Source organism: Indolivaga alginatilytica (assembly GCF_003201355.1).
Taxonomy (GTDB): Bacteria; Bacteroidota; Bacteroidia; order Bacteroidales; family Dysgonomonadaceae; genus Dysgonomonas_A; species Dysgonomonas_A alginatilytica.
The window spans coordinates 33059-50244 of sequence record NZ_QICL01000005.1 but is presented as its reverse complement, the minus strand read 5'-3'; the positions used below and the strand labels follow the sequence as shown (position 1 = coordinate 50244).

Here is a 17186-nt window from a genome sequence, read left to right as displayed (position 1 = left end):
AAATATATAACAAACTTTTTCTTCATCGGACTTATTTCACTTGGCATGATGTCATGCGATGACACTACCGATGATGAAAATACAGAAATCCCGAATGCTCCCTATGTCATCAGCTTAGGAATAACTGCCAATGGAACTACTACCTATTACGTAGTTAGCACAGATAACCTTATGTCTGACAAAATCACCGCAGTAGGAAAAGGAATAGAGCAGAACGGATATCACGATTATGAACAAGGTAATCAGACCATATTTTGTGTAGGAGGACTTGGTGTTACAAGTGCTACGGGGATAGTACGAGATGCCAATGGATATTTACAAGAAAAAGGCGACTTTGTTTTTGATGAATCGCTAAGAGCTTTCTCTCAAATTGATAACAATACTATGTTGGGAGTCGAAATACCGGCAAATGCAGCAAGCGGAAACCAAATTACCTTTTATACTGTAGATATAAATACTGTATCTATAACCAATAAAGGAAGAACACCTATTGCTCCTATCGCTACATTAGAATGGCCTAGTATCACAGGGATTTGTATGAGTGAAAATAAAGTCTATATGACCTATTTCGGGATGAATCCAACAGACTATAGTACAAAATTTACCGATACTACTTATGTTGCTGTATACTCATATCCGGATATGAAACTCGAAACGATTATGAAAGATACACGTACAGGACCCGCCGGATCGTGGTATGCACATAATGGAATCTTCAAAGTAGAATCGGGAGATATGTATATCATGTCAAACTCTGCCTTAGCCAACGGATTCTCACAAAGCACCAAGGATGCAGCTTTCCTTCGTATACCTAAAGGACAGACTAAATTTGATGATTATTTCTTCGATTTCGAAACTAAATCGGGAGGTTTAAAACCTGCCCATATAAGATATATTGGAGCTGGATTAGTATATGCGGAAGTGAGCACACTCAATCCTCAGACAGCGGCAGACAGATGGTCTGATAAAGCATTGAAGTGTTGTATTATCGACTTAAATAAACAAACAATAACCGATATTGAAGAAATCCCCGTTCATAATGGAAATGGTGGACGACGTTTCAATGTTTTGGTAGATGGTGGATATGTATATTGTCCCATCACAACCGCAGAAGGCACTTACATATACCGTGTTGATCCGCAAACGGCAACAGGTGAAAGAGGTGCTAAAATTTCGACTACGTTTGTTGGTGGATTCTTTAAGCTAGATTAAAAGACCTCATCCCTTTTTCTTTGATAAGTATAGCGACTACAAGCAAATAAAATAATAAACAAAAAAGTCAGAGTAAACCGATTGGTTACTCTGACTTTTTTATTTGTAGAAATCTACTGATTCTGAATTCTTAGTTAAACTCTTTCTTTAGTTGAGCTACCCAATCTGATATTCGTTTATCAGTTTTATCAGCTTGAGTATCGATATCAATAGCCAATCCTAAGAACTTACCATCTCTCAATGCTTTTGATTTCTCAAAAGTATAACCTTCAGTAGAAGTTAGACCTACAATTGTAGCTCCTCCTGCTTCGAAAGTTTCGGCAAGAAGTCCAATTCCATCAACAAAATTTTCAGGATAATCAACTTGATTTCCCAGACCGAAGATGGCTACTTTTTTACCTTTCAATTTCAAATCATCTAAATCAGGAAGTATCTCATCCCAATAAGTAGGTAATTCTCCATCAAACCAAGTAGAGGTTCCCAAGATTATATTATCATAGCCTTCGAAGTCTTTTCTCCAAGCCTCTTCAATAGCCACAACTCCCATTGTAGTATCTCCAAATGCAGCTTGTATCTTCTTAGCTATCTCTGCTGTTTTTACAGTACTAGTACCATAAAATAAACCTATCTTTTTCATTATACGCACACGTTTATAGTTAGTATTTTTTTTTAGTTCGTTTTATTTAGTAATGTACAACTAATTATTATTGACACACTAACCAAAGAAATAAAAAGGTCTGAGACCTCAAAACTCCAATAATTCTTTAGCTGCTGCATAAATACGATCAGTATTAGGAAGTATCGCTTTTTCCAATATTGGATTAAATCCTACAGGAGTAAATGTTGATCCTACACGCTGAACAGGAGCATCTAAATAACGATATAGTTCGGTTCCGATAGATGCTGCTATTTCTGCACCAAATCCTGAAAAGACTTTATCTTCGTGTACTACTAATACCTTACCTGTTTTCTTAACAGATTCAGCAATTGTTTCTTTATCAAGAGGGATCAACGAACGAAGGTCTATAACCTCAATCGAATAATTACCATCTTTAGCCAAACGTTCGGCAGCATCCAAACAAAGGTGAGTAGTATTACCATAAGTAATGATAGTAATATCGCTACCATCGCGACGGATACGTGCTTTACCAAAAGGTACTTCGAAATCGTCAGGAACTACTGTCGATGATTCTACAGCATTATAAAGTGCTTTAGGTTCAAAGAATAGTGTAAAACCTTCTGATCGTAAGCTTGTACGTAACAATCCCGCTGCATCATCAGCAAAAGAAGGATATACGATACGTGCTCCTGGTAGAGTAGTCAATGCACCTTCTAAGTTTTGAGAGTGGTAAAGACCTCCTCCAATGTAACCTCCGGCAGCTAAACGTACTGTGATATTTGGAGAAAACTGTCCGTTAGTTCTCCAATATTCGTGAGTACACTCTACATATTGGTCGATAGCAGGCCAAAAATAATCGGCAAATTCTGCACCTTCTACAACGATACGGATATCTTTTCTGAAACGGCTCATACCATTTGCAGTACCCATTATATAATCTTCGGCAATAGGAGCATTAAATACACGTCCTTCACCAAATTCGGGTTGCATTCCTTTTGAAACATTAAATACTCCTCCCTTTTCTTTGTTTGCAATATCTTGCCCCCAAAGGAAAGTATTTGGATTAAGCCTGAATTCAGCTTTCAATGTTTCATTAATAGCTGTAACCAGATTCTTTGGTTCGCCTGTTTCATTATGTGTTCCATCCACATATTTTTGAGGATGATATGGTTCAGGTGTTACAAAATCAAAAATTGTACTTGGATCCGGATCCGGAGCGGCGATAGCTTTTTTATTTGCTTGGCTCAATTCTTTCTTAGCATCAGCCTCTATTTGTTTCAACTCCTCCTCTGTAAAGCGTTTGTAACGCAATAACATACGACGGAATTTCAATAATGGATCGGCTTCTTTTACATATGCTAACTCATCCTCATCTCTGTATAAAGTTTGTTTATCAGAGTTTGAGTGTGATCCCATACGTACACAGTTTGCCTGAACAATTACAGGATTACTTGTGCTTATTGCATACTCACGAGCGGCAGTCATTGCATTCATAGAATCGAATACATCTTTACCATTACAATGTATGATCTTTAAGTTTTTAAAGCCTACAAAGTTATCTGCCACTTTACGGTTAGCAGTTTGTTCGTGCTTAGGAACTGAGATACCATAACCATTATCCTGAATAACAAATATTACAGGCAATTGCTCGGTACTTGCTCCATTGATAGCTTCATAAACATATCCTTCGGATGTTGATGCCTCACCATGTGAAGTATAAGCCACACCTTTGTGTTTATAATAAACCATAGCACGAGCTACTCCAACTGCATGAAGGTCATGAGAACCTGTTGCAGATGAAACGTTCTCGATATTCCATTCGGGTTTAGCAAAGTGATTCGACATATGTCTACCACCACCTGCCACATCCGTAGCTTTAGAGATACCATTCAAGATTATCTCTTCGGCAGTCATACCAGCAGCTAAAACCGCAAGCATGTCTCTATAATAAGGGAACATAAAGTCTTCACCTTTTACAAACACCTCTCCCATTGCAAGCTGAATTCCATCATGTCCTGCATAAGGAGCATGATAAGACCAACCTAATGATTGAAGTAGATAAGCAGGTGCTTTATTATCAATAGCACGTCCTAGTGTCATCAGATAAAACCATCTTTGGAGGGTGTCTTTATCTGTTGTTTTTATAGTAAATTTTTTCATTATATATTTTTTTTCAGTTGCTTAGTATAATCAAGCTTCCCAATTTTCTAAATAATCAGCAATACGTCTAACAAATGCTCCACCCAATGCTCCATTGATTACACGGTGATCGTATGAAAGAGACAGGTACATCTTATGACGAATAGCGATTACATCTCCATCAGGAGTTGAAATAACAGCAGGTTTCTTTTCGATAATACCAGCTCCTAAAATTGCAACTTCAGGCTGATTGATAATAGGTGTTCCGATAATATTCTTGAACGAACCAAAGTTGGTTATAGTAAATGTTCCACCTTGTATATCATCACCCGATAGTTTATTATTACGAGCTTTGAGAGCTAAAGCATCAATACTTGTAGCCAATCCTGTAAGATTCATCTTATCAGCATCTTTAATTACCGGTACAATTAAGTTTCCATCAGGCAACGATACAGCTATACCAATATTGATACGTTTTTTCTCAATAATATTGTAACCATCCAACGAAGAGTTGATTCTTGGGAAATCAATTAAAGCCTTAGCTACAGCTTCTGTGATAGCTGGTAGATAAGTTAAACTTATACCTTCACGTTTTTGGAATGCATCTTTATTTTTAGTACGCCATTTTACAAGCTTAGTTACATCTACTTCTACAATAGTAGTAACGTGTGGAGATGTTCTTACAGATTCTACCATTCTGTCGGCAACAATCTTACCTACAAAATCCATTGGTATTACTTTGTCTCCTTCTGCTACCGGAATAGCTGGTTTTGGTGCAGGAGCTGCAGCTGGTGCGCTTTGTGTTGGCGCAGCACTTGCGGCAGGTTTAGCTGCTCCCGGAGTTGGAACAACACCATTTTTAGTCTGATCAATATATTTTGTAATATCTTTTTTGCTTAGACGACCTTCATAACCTGTTCCGGCTATTTTATCAAGTTCATCTTGAGATATTTTGGCTTCTTTTGCCAATTGAGTTACAACAGGCGAATACCATCGACCTTCTTCTTTGTTCTTTTTAGCAGGAGCTGCAACTTCAGTAGCTGAAGCTTCTTTTTTCTCTGGTGCTGCTTGAGCTTCGCTTGCTTTTGGAGTTTCTTGTGCAGGACTCGCTGCTGAATCGCCAGCATCTTCGCCTTCTAACTCTACTTTCGCTACAACTGTTCCTACGGGTACAGTATCTCCTTCTTGAAAAAGGATTTCTAAAATTTTACCAGCTACGGGCGAAGGAATCTCGGCGCTTACTTTAGCAGTATTTACCTCAAAAAGAACATCATCTTCTTCGATGGTGTCTCCTACTTTTACAGACCAAGAGATAATAACTCCCTCAGTAATACTTTCGCCCAACTTGGGCATTTTTATTTCAAATGTTGGCATAACTATTAATTTAAAAACACATACGTATAGGTTTCAATTATTGTATGGTGTACATATATTTAACAATATAACGCATTTTTGGCATAGAATGTTGACATCTGGAGATAGCAAAATGCACTAAACAATGTCACACCTCCGTAACATTCTATCTGTATGCAACTTACAGAAAACTAATCAGTATTAGAACTTATCTATGAGAAGCCTCATTAAAGTTCCATACTTCGGTAGCATATTTTGCATCTTTCAGTAGCGAAATAGCCTTTATATCTTCTTCTGTGAATTTATATTGTTTATTTTCTGAATTATTATCTATAAAATCATTCAATATTAACGCCTTTAAATCCTCTATTGCTAAAGGATTAGCCAAATGCTGACTAATATTAGTAACAGGACTTTTTACAGACCTTACATATATCTTAGATTGTATATTTGAATTGTTCTCGGGCTGCTCGTTGTGACTTTCCAAAGAAGTAGTAAGATATTCTAAGTTAGAAGAATAGAGCAATGTAGCATGATACATTACCCTATTCTTATGTATAGATTGAGCGCTTCCTGAAATCTTTAGCCCATCAATATTGAGCCCACGACGCTTATCGGCTTGTGCATTAACTCCCATTCTTGATAAAATATCCAACGTTAAGTTGGTATACTTATCAAAATCAAGATTATTACTACGTTCAATAAAAGTTACATTAATATTACCTAAATCATGGTAAACGGCACCACCTCCCGAATAACGACGGACAACCTTTATATGTTTGTCGCGCACGAAATCGATATTGACTTCCGCCCATACATCCTGATGTTTACCAAGAATAATGGATGGTTCGTTTTGCCAGACCATAAAAATATCGTCCGAAAAATTTTTCAGTAGGTATTCTTCTGCTGCAATATTAAAATATGCATCAGTAAATGTGTTGTTAATACAAAGCATAGAATCGTTTTCTCAGGTTCAGGATTTAGCAAATAAAGTTTCACGGATAATTTCGCTCACTGTTGGGTGAGGGAATACTATCTTTTGGAATTCTTCAACGGTGTAGCCTTTTTCGATAGCTACCGTTGCCAAAATAATAAGTTCCGATGCAGGATTACCCAGCATATGACATCCTATTATCTGATCGTCTCCGTTTACAATAAGTTTACATAATCCACTACCACCTTCATTTTCGGCTAAGAAACGTCCCGAATAAGCCATTGGCAGTTTAAGAACACTATAAGGTATTCCTGCTGCTTTAAGCTCTTCTTCAGTTTTACCCGCTCCTGCTAATTCCGGATTAGTGTATACTACCCCAGGAATAGCTTTGTAACTCATTACATCATCAATACCTAAGATATGATTAATTGCCACTTCGCCCTCACGGATAGCTGTATGAGCTAACATCGAATAGCCTGTGATATCACCACAAGCATACACACGTGGATGAGAAGTTTGCATATATTCGTTTACTTTTACTCCGTTTTTCAGAAGTTCAACTTTAAGACTTTCTAAACCTACGTTCGCGATATTGGCTTTTCGTCCTACACTCACTAGTATTTTATCAGTCTTTACTTTTTGCGATTTACCATCTTTTTCGATAGTAACTTCTGTTGCCGAAACTTCGACAACTTTGGTATTCAGATAAAAGTCAATACCTCTCTTTGCATAGTCTTTTCTAAGCAGAGCAGAGGTTTCTTTATCCATAGCTCCTAAAATCTCGGGCATCATTTCGATAACGCTTACTTTTACACCCATACTGTTGAAGAAGGATGCAAACTCAATACCGATAACACCTCCACCAATAATAGCCAATGAAGCTGGAAGTTCTTTGATATCAAGAGCTTCTTTAGATGTCCAGTAGCTAATTTCAGAAAGTCCTTTAATTGGAGGAATTACTGTATCAGAACCTGTACAAACTAAAACGTACTTTACCGAGTAAGTTTGCCCACCAGATGTAATCTGAATACTACCACTGGCTTCGCCTTTTATAGAAGCTTCACCTTCTACAATAGTTACACCCGCTCCGGTTAGTTTCATCTTAACTCCTAGCGTCAATTGCTTTACAACTTTGTCTTTACGACCAATAATTTTACCCAGGTCGAAACCTGCGTTACCCTCAACGGAAACTCCGTATTTGGATGCTCCTTTAATATTATCCAAGATTTTCGCTGAATACAGTAATGTCTTCGTTGGGATACATCCCTCGTTAAGACAAACTCCTCCTAGAGATTTTTTCTCAAACAAGACGGTTTTTAAACCTCCTGCAACAGCCTTTTCAGCAGCATTATATCCTGCCGGTCCTCCTCCAATAATAGCAATATCGTATTCCATAATAAATTTGAGATATAGTTAACAATAATAAGATTACAGGTCTATTATTATTATCCTAAGTGTTATACAAACTAATGTAAGCTGAATAATTTAACAATAAACAAGGTCGCAGACCTGTTTATTACTTTGGTAAGTACAAAATACAACTGATAGTTATAATTAAGAAATGTTGTATTAAATACTTGCTGTTACATTATACAGCACTGCAATATAGAACAATAATAGAAATGTTTAGTTCTTACCTTGTGTAAGTATTTTGAGTTGTGTTGTTCTTCTGAAAAAATAGCAAATACAGCAACAGAATGATTACTATATTATCCAATCATAATAGACTTTAGTTATGATACTTACCAAAGCATTAGGCACCTTGTATAACAAATGTTTCATAGAATGGTTAATGACTGATAGAAATTATCAATAGAAATCGCAAATCAATCATTAACCATCAATATAGATTAAAGCAGATCTTTATAAATAAGCATCGGCTTTTTGGCTGCTGTAGTTTCATCTAATCTCCTGACAGGTGTTGTGTAAGGAGCATTTTTAACAGTATCTGGATCTTCCTTGGCTTCAATAGCCACCGTTTTCATGACCTCGATAAATGCATTTAATGTATCCAACGATTCTGTTTCCGTTGGTTCAATCATTATAGATTGAGTGAACAATAACGGGAAATAAATAGTTGGTGCATGAAAACCATAATCGAGCAATCGTTTGGCAATATCTAAGGTCGTTACCCCTGTCGATTTATCAAGTAAACCATCGAAAACAAATTCATGTTTACAAATACCTTCAATTGGTAAATAGTAATATTGTCTTAAAGATTCTTTGATATAATTTGCATTAAGGGTTGCCAACTGTCCTACATTTTTCAAGTTATTTTTTCCTAAGGAAAGAATATAGGTATAGGCTCGTATATATACCGAGAAGTTACCTAAGAAACCAGATATACTACCTAAGGAGTCATCTCCATTATCAAGATAATAACGATCTCCATCTTTCTTTACACGAGGATTGGGTAGAAAATCGACCAATGCTTTAGATACACCTACCGGACCACTTCCGGGACCTCCTCCACCATGAGGTGTAGAAAAAGTTTTATGTAGATTGATATGCATAATATCGAATCCCATATCACCGGGGCGGCATTTTCCTAACAGCGGATTAAGATTTGCACCATCATAATAAAGCAATCCTCCTGCTTCATGAATAAGATCGGCTATTTCTAAAATTTCAGTTTCAAAAATACCCAATGTATTAGGATTCGTCATCATGATTCCTGCAATGGTATCATCCAATAAGGGTTTTAAATCCTCAACGCTGATCGTTCCTTTTTCATTAGAATGCACCTCAACAATTTCCAGTCCGCAAACGGCTGCACTTGCAGGGTTAGTACCATGAGCACTATCGGGTACAATTACTTTTGTACGCTTCAAGTCACCTCTTTTAATATGATACTGACGCATAATCATCAGACCTACTAATTCTCCATGCGAACCTGCAAACGGATTCAATGTATATTCTGCTAACCCCGATATTTCGGATAATGAACGAGCCAAGTTATAATATACCTCTAAGGCTCCTTGTACCGTTTCGTCAGATTGAAGCGGATGCAAAGAAGAAAAAGCAGGCATACTGGCTATCTCATCGTTTATCTTAGGATTATATTTCATAGTACATGAACCCAAAGGATAGAAGCCGGTTTCTACACCAAAGTTCTTATTAGAAACATTGGTATAATGACGAACCACATCTAATTCGCTTGCTTCGGGCAATTGAGCTTTTTCTTCTCTTAAGAGAGTAGAAGGAATGTCTTCAATTGAATATTTTACCAATTGATTTTCGGGCAGAGTATAGCCGTGACGTCCCTCTTTCGAGATTTCAAATATTAATTTGTCGTAATATTTCATGACCTATACCTCCTTTATTAATGAAACCAATTGATCAATTTCTTCTTTACTCCGTTTTTCTGTCACACAGAAAAGCAGGCAATCATCCATTCCATTTTTATATTTGCCTAATTGAATGCCTCCCAGAATACCATGATCAAGTAATTTCTTACTTAATGCATCTATATTTAAAGAAGTTTTCACCGCAAATTCTTTTAAGAATGGCTTCTCAAATGCAGCTTTAAATTTACCTGTTGCCAACAACTGATCGTATAAATAGTGGGCACCACTATAAGATAGTTTATTAACATCACGAAGACCTTCTTTACCCATCAACGACATATAAATTGTAACATACAATGCCATCAACGATTGATTGGAACAGATATTACTGTTTGCTTTCTCGCGACGTATATGTTGTTCACGAGCTTGTAATGTTAATACAAAAGCACGCTTTCCATCCACATCGGTAGTAGCTCCGGCTATACGTCCGGGTAATTTGCGTACCAGATCTTTTTTGCTGGCTAGGAAACCAATGTATGACCCTCCAAAATTGAGAGGCATCCCCAAAGATTGTCCATCACCACAAGCAATGTCTGCTCCCCACTCTGCCGGCGATTTCAGCACAGCCAAAGCAGATGGATCGGTATTCATTACAAAAAGAGCCTTAGCAGCATGAATGGCATCACTATATCCGGTATAGTCTTCGATGATTCCATAGTAATTGGGACTACTCACAATTACACCTGCAACATCGCCCGAAGATAGCTTGCTCTCCATATCTGCTTTATCGGTACATCCGTCTTTCTCTGCTATTTCCTCTATATTTATACCTCTATATTTGGCATAGGTTTTTACAACCTTAAGTATATTAGGATTTACAGTTTGCGAAACAAGAACCGTATTTTTCTTTTTGGCACTTGCCACCACCATAAACATGGCTTCGGCGGTAGCAGTGGGTCCGTCATACATCGAGGCATTGGTACATTCCATACCCGTAAGTTCGCAAATCATACTTTGATACTCAAATATATATTGCAAAGTACCCTGAGCTATCTCAGGTTGGTAAGGTGTATATGCTGTCAAAAATTCGGAACGGGAGATTAATGGGCCAATTACAGACGGGGCATAATGATCGTATGCTCCAGCTCCGGCAAAAACAGTCAGCTTCTTATTCTTGTTTCCAAGGTTTTCGAAATATTTTCTAATCTCAATTTCCGATTTGGAAACCGGCAGATCATATTCCTTTTTAAGAACCACACTGTCTGGAATCTCGGCAAACAAATCATCTACTGATTTTACCGAGATTCGTTTCAGCATTTGTTCTATATCAGCATCTGTATGTGGGAAGTATTTATACATAGCTTGTTAGGTTTTAAGGTCTAAGACCTTTTTATTATTTTTTATTAGAAAAACAGTCTTACTCACAAATTTCCGCATAGGCTTTGCTATCCATGAGGCTATTTAGTTCGCTGGCATCAGATAGTTTTACTTTTAGAATCCAACTATCAAATGCATTTTTATTGATTAATTCGGGTTCGTCCGACAGTTTTTCATTTACTTCTACAATTGTTCCACTTACAGGAGAAAGTAGGTCACTTGCCGCTTTTACACTTTCAACTGCACCAAATTCTTCCTCTTGCTTTATTTCATCACCTACTTCGGGAATATCCACATAAACGATATTTCCCAATTGATGTTGTGCAAAATCAGTTATACCGATATAAGCAAATTCTCCTTCAACTTTCACCCACTCATGCGATTCTGTGTAATACAGACCTTCAACAACTTTACTCATTTCTCTATGTTTTTTATATTAATATATATGATGATTTATTTTTTATAATTCTTTTCGTAGAATCGCTTTTTCACAACCTGACCTTTAAATTCCTTTTTGCGAATACGAACATCTACATCTGTACCCAGAGCGGCATATTCACTGTCGATCAGAGCCAAACAAACGCTTTTTCCGGTAGAGATAGAATTGTATCCGGTGGTAACATATCCGATCTTTTGACCATTTATTTCTACATCATAGCCACTTCGGGGTATTGCTTTATCAACTAATTCAATACCAACTATTTTTCGTTTTACACCCTCAGCTTTTTGCTTGAGGATAGCGTCTTTTCCTATAAATTCTTCTTTATCTAGTTTTACAAAAGAACCAAGACCTGCTTCCAGCGGTGTGATATCCTGATCGAGTTCATGACCATAGAGAGGAAGCCCCACCTCGAAACGAAGTGTATCGCGACATCCCAAACCACAAGGAAGAACTTCTTTTGATTGAACGAGTAAGTCCCATGTTTTGTTTATAAAGTTGTGACTTCCGTATAATTCGAAACCATCTTCGCCCGTATATCCGGTTCTCGAAACAATGATAGTTTCACCCTCATATTGCAATTCTTTGAATGTGTAGAATTCAAGATCATTTACCTCAATACCTATATATTTCTCGATTGTTTCAAACGCTTTGGGACCTTGTACGGCAACTTCTCCATAATAGTCGGATTGATTGATGATCTCAACATTATAGCCTTTGCTATTTTCTATCATCCATTCGTAATCCTTGGCAATATTAGCAGCATTTACAACAAGAAAAAATTCCTTATCCGCTTTTTTATACACCAATAAATCTTCTACAACACCGCCTGTTGGATACAACATCATACCATAGAAGATTTTCCCTATGGCTGCTCTCGAAATATTATTTGTAAAAATGTGGTTTATATATCTTTCACTGTCTTCGCCTTTAATCAGTATTTCACCCATGTGAGACACATCAAAGATACCGGCAGCATGGCGAACTGCATTGTGCTCTTCTACAATAGAAGTATATTCGATAGGCATATCAAACCCTCCGAAAGGCATCATCTTTGCGCCTAAAGCGAGATGCTTGTCGTGTAAGCAAGTTTTAAGTGTTTCCATTTATATATCGGTTTATAATTTAAGTTCAAGAAATACATTTAGAATTATATTCTAATTTGCTTTTTCGTTAAACAAGGTATTTATAAAGTGGTCTTTGTGCAAGTTGAAAATATAATCCTCCATCTTTATGTCCTGAAGAATCTTAGTTACAGATTCTCTATCATAAGGTGTATTTATCAACAATTTAAATATACCACCAATATCTCCAATAAGAAAATAATCTCCTACAATATTAATATCCTTGATTATATTATTTTTGATTTCTAATCGAATTTCTATCTCACCAGCTTCGTTATAATCTTTCTTTATTAGTGTATAACGTGGGTTATTACCAAAAATAAACTCCTCACTCAGATATTCTTTTTCTATTTCTTCAATCTTTACTATTTCTTCCTCGGTAAGCATTCGCTCACTATCACAGAGATGAGTTCTAACAAAAGTCTTAAAAGCTTCAATATCCATATCAAAATGTTCCGAGAGGTTTGTTACCCTCTTCCTTACAGACTCGATACCCTTAGAAATTAATTTCTGATTATTGGGAGTTATCGACAAGACAAGCTTTTCCAGATCGGTATTAAATAGCATGGTACCATGCACGATGCTCTTGCCCGATGCCCGATAAAAAGCATTTCCCGATACTTTCTTTTCATCTATCGTAATATCGTTTCTGCCCGAAGCAACAGCGTTTATTCCCAATTGCTGCAATGTATGAGAAACTCTTTGCAGATATTTACTAAAAGTAAAGCTTACATTAAAATCTTTGGTAATATATGAAAACATTATATTACTAAAATCGGCATATACACATCCTCCACCCGATTTACGACGATAAGTTTCAATTCCGTTTGCTTTTACATAATCCAAATTTACCTCGTTCTCCATCAACTGATTTCGACCAAAAATAACTGTTGGATTTACTTGCCACATAAAAAAACATTCCTCTTCATCAAGGAAGCGAGCAACATACTCTTCCATGGATAAATAAAAGGATAAGCGTCTTATTTTGTCTTCCGGTAAGGCTATATATATCATATTAAATAGAATCTTGTTTACTAATTTTCCGAAATTATAAATTTACACAAAGTTTTTAGATATCACATTTATAAAAGTAAATATATCAGAACAGGATGTCTAAGGAGAGATAATTTGTAGAATTTGAGAAATCAAAACAACATGACAATCTTTCAATTTCTTTGTTAAGATAAAGAAACTGAAAGAGAAACCTTATTTATGATAAAAAAAGAGATTGTAACATTAAAATTAGCCTATACCCCGTTGATAATTTCTATAAGCAATAGGAGTAAATCCTGTTTTCTTCTTGAAGATAGAAAAGAAATGTTCTGTTGAGTTATAGTTCAACTCAAATGCAATCTCTTTGACCGATTGAGATGTTTCAGCCAGAAGATGTTTTGCCTGATTGATCTTTAGCTCCTGAAAATATTGAGTGGGGGCATATCCCGTATAATTTTTAAAGACCTTGCGAAACCATGAATAGCTGACATTCAGCTTTTCGGCTATTTGCTGCGGTGCAACATCTTTATAGATATTCTCGGACATGATAATTTTTGCCCGCTCTATTTTCTGATATATTTCGGCATTTTCGGTTACTATATTTTTCGAGACAGACAGTACCTTCCCCAGTATATGCAATACAAGTCCGGCAAGATATTGCTGAGTAGCAATTTTATCCTCTTTAGCCGTCTCAATAGCGCGAGAGAAGAGGTTCACCAGATTATCTTGAAATCCGACTTCTAACACAGGGTTCTCTTTTGTAAAAAAAGATGCCTGAACCAGATTATCTATCATAGGTCCTTCAAAACCAATATAATACTCGTTCCATCCACTATCAAGAAGTGGGCTATAAGTATGCCATTGATTAGGGAAAAGCATTATAAGACAGCCCTTTTCCACCTTTCTTTTCTTTGTGGAATCAGACTCGAAAAAGCCTTCTCCTTTAGTAATATAAAGTAACTGGTATTCTCGAAGAACCCGCCCTTTGGCTGTATTAAAGAAGTAATCTGAGGGGTGATTTGTTAAGGGGTATTTTCCACCTTTCTGGATAGGCTGGAATCCTACGGTATTGACCCATAGACCAAATTGCTTATCCCGCTCGCTAACGAGTAAGTATTTAAAGTTAACACCAAAATCATTAAGGCGTATCATAGGTATATAAGATTAAGAGCTCGATACAACAATGAATCAAGCTCTTAAAGGTATTATTTTTTTATCACAATCTTATCATACTGATCATCTGCTGATATCTCAGAATATTTGATTGCATCCGACATTTCGACTAAAGCGCGCAACACGGGTCCCTCTCCCATAGGGGCATTCTCTTGTGTCTTTCGATTATAATAGAATGATAATGAGGGCATAATACCCGTTCCTACACAAATAGCAGTAACATCGCCCTCGTCAGTCATTTTTGTCATCATACCCTTCAAACCCTGCTCTGCAACATAAATAAAATCTTTATGTATCCAACCTTCTCTTACTCCCCGGGCAATACCAAAGACAAACATAGCGGTTCCGGTTATCTCTTCGTACGAATCCGTTTTATCCAATATTTGATACCACAAACCATTTTTTCCTTGATAACGGGCTACTCCGCTCACTTGTTGTTTAAAGTTTTCGATCAGAGCTTGTCTCTTCGGATGATTTTTCGGCAACATAGTCAACAGGTCGGCTTGTGCCATTAAAATCCAACCATTGGCTCTCGACCAATGTGCAACACCATGCTCATCGGTATCTGTATGGTAGCAATGATAATAGATTTGTTTTTCGGGATGCCACAGGTATTTTGTATAATTCAAAACCTGATTAGCTGCATCATCAAAATATTTCACATCACCTGTCATTTTACCCATACGGCAAAGAAAGGCAACCCCCATGAATAAATCATCTGCCCATATTGTATTTTCGTGCGGCCACAGACGCGCTATCGTGCCATCATCAAGACGAGGTTCCGCATACATCAGGTGATCGTTAGTCTCATTTATATAATTGAGGAATGCACTGTTGGGTTTACGCATTTGAAGTTCAATCAGACTTGCTCCCATTGGCCCGTTATCATCCAGTCTTTTGGCTCTGAATATCATATGCCATGTCAGCCTGCGAATAGCTCTCCAGCCTCCTTCGCTAAATGCTTTATCATATTGTTTCTTAAAGAAACCGAGATTGTTTTCATCAAAAACGAAGTTCATATTCTTGAAAACATAATCTTCGTACTTCTTGGTCTTTACTTTGTCTGCAAGCTCCAGCAAAGCGATGTTCAAAACACCATTTGTATAATGCCAGTCATTATACTCATTCTGCACTTTAATATCCATCGAGAATGGAACATTCTTAAGACTGGTATAGGTTTGCTCTGTCTTTGTATTGACAAAAGTATAAGGTGTCTCCGATATAATTCTATCGGCAATAGCTACTGCTATTTTATCTGCCGATTGAGTAGCCTGAGAATAAGTTGCTATTGTCGTAAAAAGCGCAAAGGCAACTAGTATTGGTTTTAGATACATAAGGTTAACTTTTAAAAATTTAGTACTAATTACTAATCTGTGATCGAAACAATTCTACAATAAAGTATCATCAGTTACAAAAAGTAATCAATAAGGTTACAAATAAGTCCATAAAACTGTCACTTTTTCGGCTTCCATTAAACCTCTATATTTCAACGAATAACGAATTAAAAGGTTACAAAAGTAACAAAAGTGACACTTTTTGTTTAAGTTTATTTTTCTCTTTTATTAGTGTCACTTTTATTAGTTGCGAGTTACAAGACCCATTTATTTATTCTCTGATATCTCATAACTCGCAATTATTTTATTGATAGATAAAACCTTATTTGGGTAAATTGAAAGCCTCTTTCAATGCTTGCATATCTGCCATCGAAGTTCCTTCGGGTTCAAAACCCATCGATTTGGCTGTCATATATATTTGTGCCGATTTCGAAAGAGTATCAACCATATCGAATGCTTCCATTATGTTTTCACTCACAGAGCATACGCCATGCTTCTCCCACATCACAACATCGTAATCTGCTAATGCTTTTACTGTAGCCTCAGCCAGCTCAATAGAACTAGGCATTAAATAAGGTATAATACCTAATCCTTTGGGGCAGAAAGCTCTTGTCTCGGGTATCATACTCCACAGAAGATAAGTCAGCTTATCTTTTTCTAAGAAAGGTGCATGATGTGTCATCGCTATCAAATCTATTGGATGCGTATGTAGTGCAGCCTTATAGTTAGAACCACTACCGATCATATAATCGTGCATGGACAGATGCGATGGCAACTCCGATGTCGGGCGAACAGGATTGTCCGCTATAATTTCATAACTGTTACAATCGTCTCCAATACGGATTACAGCACCATTCTCCATAGGCCAGCGAGCCAAATCACGCATACGCATGTTGGTTCCTTTACAAAAGAAATAACAACCTTTTAAATTGGGGAGAACCTTACCAATCACATATTTTTCACTGATTGGTTTCATATTTCTGATTTCATCATCAACCAGATCAGTGATGTTTATAGTGATATTTCCCCCATTACGTTCAGCCCATCCTTTTTGCCAAAGATAGCCTGCAACTTCTGCAACTTCCCATACTTTCTTAGCAAGTTCAGGACGATTATCCAATATTGATTTCATTTTATTGTAATTTAATTTTAAAAGCAACGTATTTTAATAAACGCTAAGTTGTAAGGTACCTCACCCCAAC

Annotated in this window: 14 protein-coding genes; 1 reads left to right on the top strand and 13 read right to left on the bottom strand. The window is 36.8% G+C overall.

From position 1 onward, the window contains the following. The first annotated feature begins 45 nt into the window (after window positions 1-45). Window positions 46-1212, top strand: a complete 1167-nt coding sequence (locus tag CLV62_RS06310; RefSeq protein WP_394337194.1) for a DUF4374 domain-containing protein — start codon at window positions 46-48, stop codon at window positions 1210-1212. A 130-nt stretch (window positions 1213-1342) separates the two neighbouring features. Here the strand turns inward: CLV62_RS06310 and CLV62_RS06305 are convergent, their stop codons facing one another. The 13 genes from CLV62_RS06305 to rhaD all read right to left on the bottom strand — a co-directional run bounded on the left by CLV62_RS06305 (window position 1343) and on the right by rhaD (window position 17116). Further along, a complete protein-coding gene (locus CLV62_RS06305) occupies window positions 1343-1849 on the bottom strand; it encodes a flavodoxin (RefSeq protein WP_050710852.1) in 507 nt (168 codons plus the stop codon). A 108-nt stretch (window positions 1850-1957) separates the two neighbouring features. Beyond that, window positions 1958-3991, bottom strand: a complete 2034-nt coding sequence (locus tag CLV62_RS06300) for an alpha-ketoacid dehydrogenase subunit alpha/beta (RefSeq protein ID WP_110309939.1) — start codon at window positions 3989-3991, stop codon at window positions 1958-1960. Between the two features lie 30 nt (window positions 3992-4021). Continuing rightward, a complete protein-coding gene (locus CLV62_RS06295) occupies window positions 4022-5344 on the bottom strand; it encodes a dihydrolipoamide acetyltransferase family protein (RefSeq protein ID WP_110309938.1) in 1323 nt (440 codons plus the stop codon). A 187-nt stretch (window positions 5345-5531) separates the two neighbouring features. Further along, a complete protein-coding gene (locus CLV62_RS06290; RefSeq protein ID WP_110309937.1) occupies window positions 5532-6278 on the bottom strand; it encodes a lipoate--protein ligase family protein in 747 nt (248 codons plus the stop codon). 18 nt (window positions 6279-6296) lie between these two features. Next, window positions 6297-7652: a dihydrolipoyl dehydrogenase gene (gene lpdA / locus CLV62_RS06285; protein WP_110309936.1), complete on the bottom strand. Its 1356-nt coding sequence runs from the start codon at window positions 7650-7652 to the stop codon at window positions 6297-6299. Window positions 7653-8107: 455 nt separating this feature from the next. Beyond that, window positions 8108-9562, bottom strand: a complete 1455-nt coding sequence (gene gcvPB, locus CLV62_RS06280) for an aminomethyl-transferring glycine dehydrogenase subunit GcvPB (RefSeq protein WP_110309935.1) — start codon at window positions 9560-9562, stop codon at window positions 8108-8110. Between the two features lie 3 nt (window positions 9563-9565). Next, entirely contained in the window at window positions 9566-10903 is a 1338-nt protein-coding gene (gcvPA, locus tag CLV62_RS06275) for an aminomethyl-transferring glycine dehydrogenase subunit GcvPA (RefSeq protein ID WP_110309934.1), read from the bottom strand. Window positions 10904-10961: 58 nt separating this feature from the next. After that, on the bottom strand, window positions 10962-11339 hold the full coding sequence (gcvH, locus tag CLV62_RS06270) for a glycine cleavage system protein GcvH (RefSeq protein ID WP_110309933.1): 378 nt from the start codon (window positions 11337-11339) through the stop codon (window positions 10962-10964). Window positions 11340-11374: 35 nt separating this feature from the next. Continuing rightward, entirely contained in the window at window positions 11375-12466 is a 1092-nt protein-coding gene (gene gcvT / locus CLV62_RS06265; RefSeq protein ID WP_110309932.1) for a glycine cleavage system aminomethyltransferase GcvT, read from the bottom strand. A 51-nt stretch (window positions 12467-12517) separates the two neighbouring features. Then, entirely contained in the window at window positions 12518-13498 is a 981-nt protein-coding gene (locus tag CLV62_RS06260; protein WP_110309931.1) for a lipoate--protein ligase, read from the bottom strand. Window positions 13499-13726: 228 nt separating this feature from the next. Then, the gene (locus CLV62_RS06255; RefSeq protein WP_110309930.1) at window positions 13727-14629 is read right to left on the bottom strand and encodes an AraC family transcriptional regulator; all 903 of its coding nucleotides are present in this window, start codon (window positions 14627-14629) and stop codon (window positions 13727-13729) included. Between the two features lie 53 nt (window positions 14630-14682). Next, the gene (locus CLV62_RS06250) at window positions 14683-15984 is read right to left on the bottom strand and encodes a glycoside hydrolase family 88/105 protein (protein ID WP_110309929.1); all 1302 of its coding nucleotides are present in this window, start codon (window positions 15982-15984) and stop codon (window positions 14683-14685) included. Window positions 15985-16306: 322 nt separating this feature from the next. After that, a complete protein-coding gene (gene rhaD / locus CLV62_RS06245) occupies window positions 16307-17116 on the bottom strand; it encodes a rhamnulose-1-phosphate aldolase (RefSeq protein WP_110309928.1) in 810 nt (269 codons plus the stop codon). Window positions 17117-17186: the final 70 nt, after the last annotated feature.

What these genes read in the sequence shown, in the direction of transcription:
- CLV62_RS06295 (WP_110309938.1), bottom strand. Translation starts at nt 5,344, where the DNA reads ATGCCAACATTTGAAATAAAAATGCCCAAGTTGGGCGAAAGTATTACT.
- CLV62_RS06260 (WP_110309931.1), bottom strand. Translation starts at nt 13,498, where the DNA reads ATGATATATATAGCCTTACCGGAAGACAAAATAAGACGCTTATCCTTT.
- rhaD (WP_110309928.1), bottom strand. Translation starts at nt 17,116, where the DNA reads ATGAAATCAATATTGGATAATCGTCCTGAACTTGCTAAGAAAGTATGG.
- gcvT (WP_110309932.1), bottom strand. Translation starts at nt 12,466, where the DNA reads ATGGAAACACTTAAAACTTGCTTACACGACAAGCATCTCGCTTTAGGC.
- CLV62_RS06290 (WP_110309937.1), bottom strand. Translation starts at nt 6,278, where the DNA reads ATGCTTTGTATTAACAACACATTTACTGATGCATATTTTAATATTGCA.
- gcvPB (WP_110309935.1), bottom strand. Translation starts at nt 9,562, where the DNA reads ATGAAATATTACGACAAATTAATATTTGAAATCTCGAAAGAGGGACGT.
- gcvH (WP_110309933.1), bottom strand. Translation starts at nt 11,339, where the DNA reads ATGAGTAAAGTTGTTGAAGGTCTGTATTACACAGAATCGCATGAGTGG.
- CLV62_RS06300 (WP_110309939.1), bottom strand. Translation starts at nt 3,991, where the DNA reads ATGAAAAAATTTACTATAAAAACAACAGATAAAGACACCCTCCAAAGA.
- lpdA (WP_110309936.1), bottom strand. Translation starts at nt 7,652, where the DNA reads ATGGAATACGATATTGCTATTATTGGAGGAGGACCGGCAGGATATAAT.
- CLV62_RS06305 (WP_050710852.1), bottom strand. Translation starts at nt 1,849, where the DNA reads ATGAAAAAGATAGGTTTATTTTATGGTACTAGTACTGTAAAAACAGCA.
- gcvPA (WP_110309934.1), bottom strand. Translation starts at nt 10,903, where the DNA reads ATGTATAAATACTTCCCACATACAGATGCTGATATAGAACAAATGCTG.
- CLV62_RS06310 (WP_394337194.1), top strand. Translation starts at nt 46, where the DNA reads ATGATGTCATGCGATGACACTACCGATGATGAAAATACAGAAATCCCG.
- CLV62_RS06255 (WP_110309930.1), bottom strand. Translation starts at nt 14,629, where the DNA reads ATGATACGCCTTAATGATTTTGGTGTTAACTTTAAATACTTACTCGTT.
- CLV62_RS06250 (WP_110309929.1), bottom strand. Translation starts at nt 15,984, where the DNA reads ATGTATCTAAAACCAATACTAGTTGCCTTTGCGCTTTTTACGACAATA.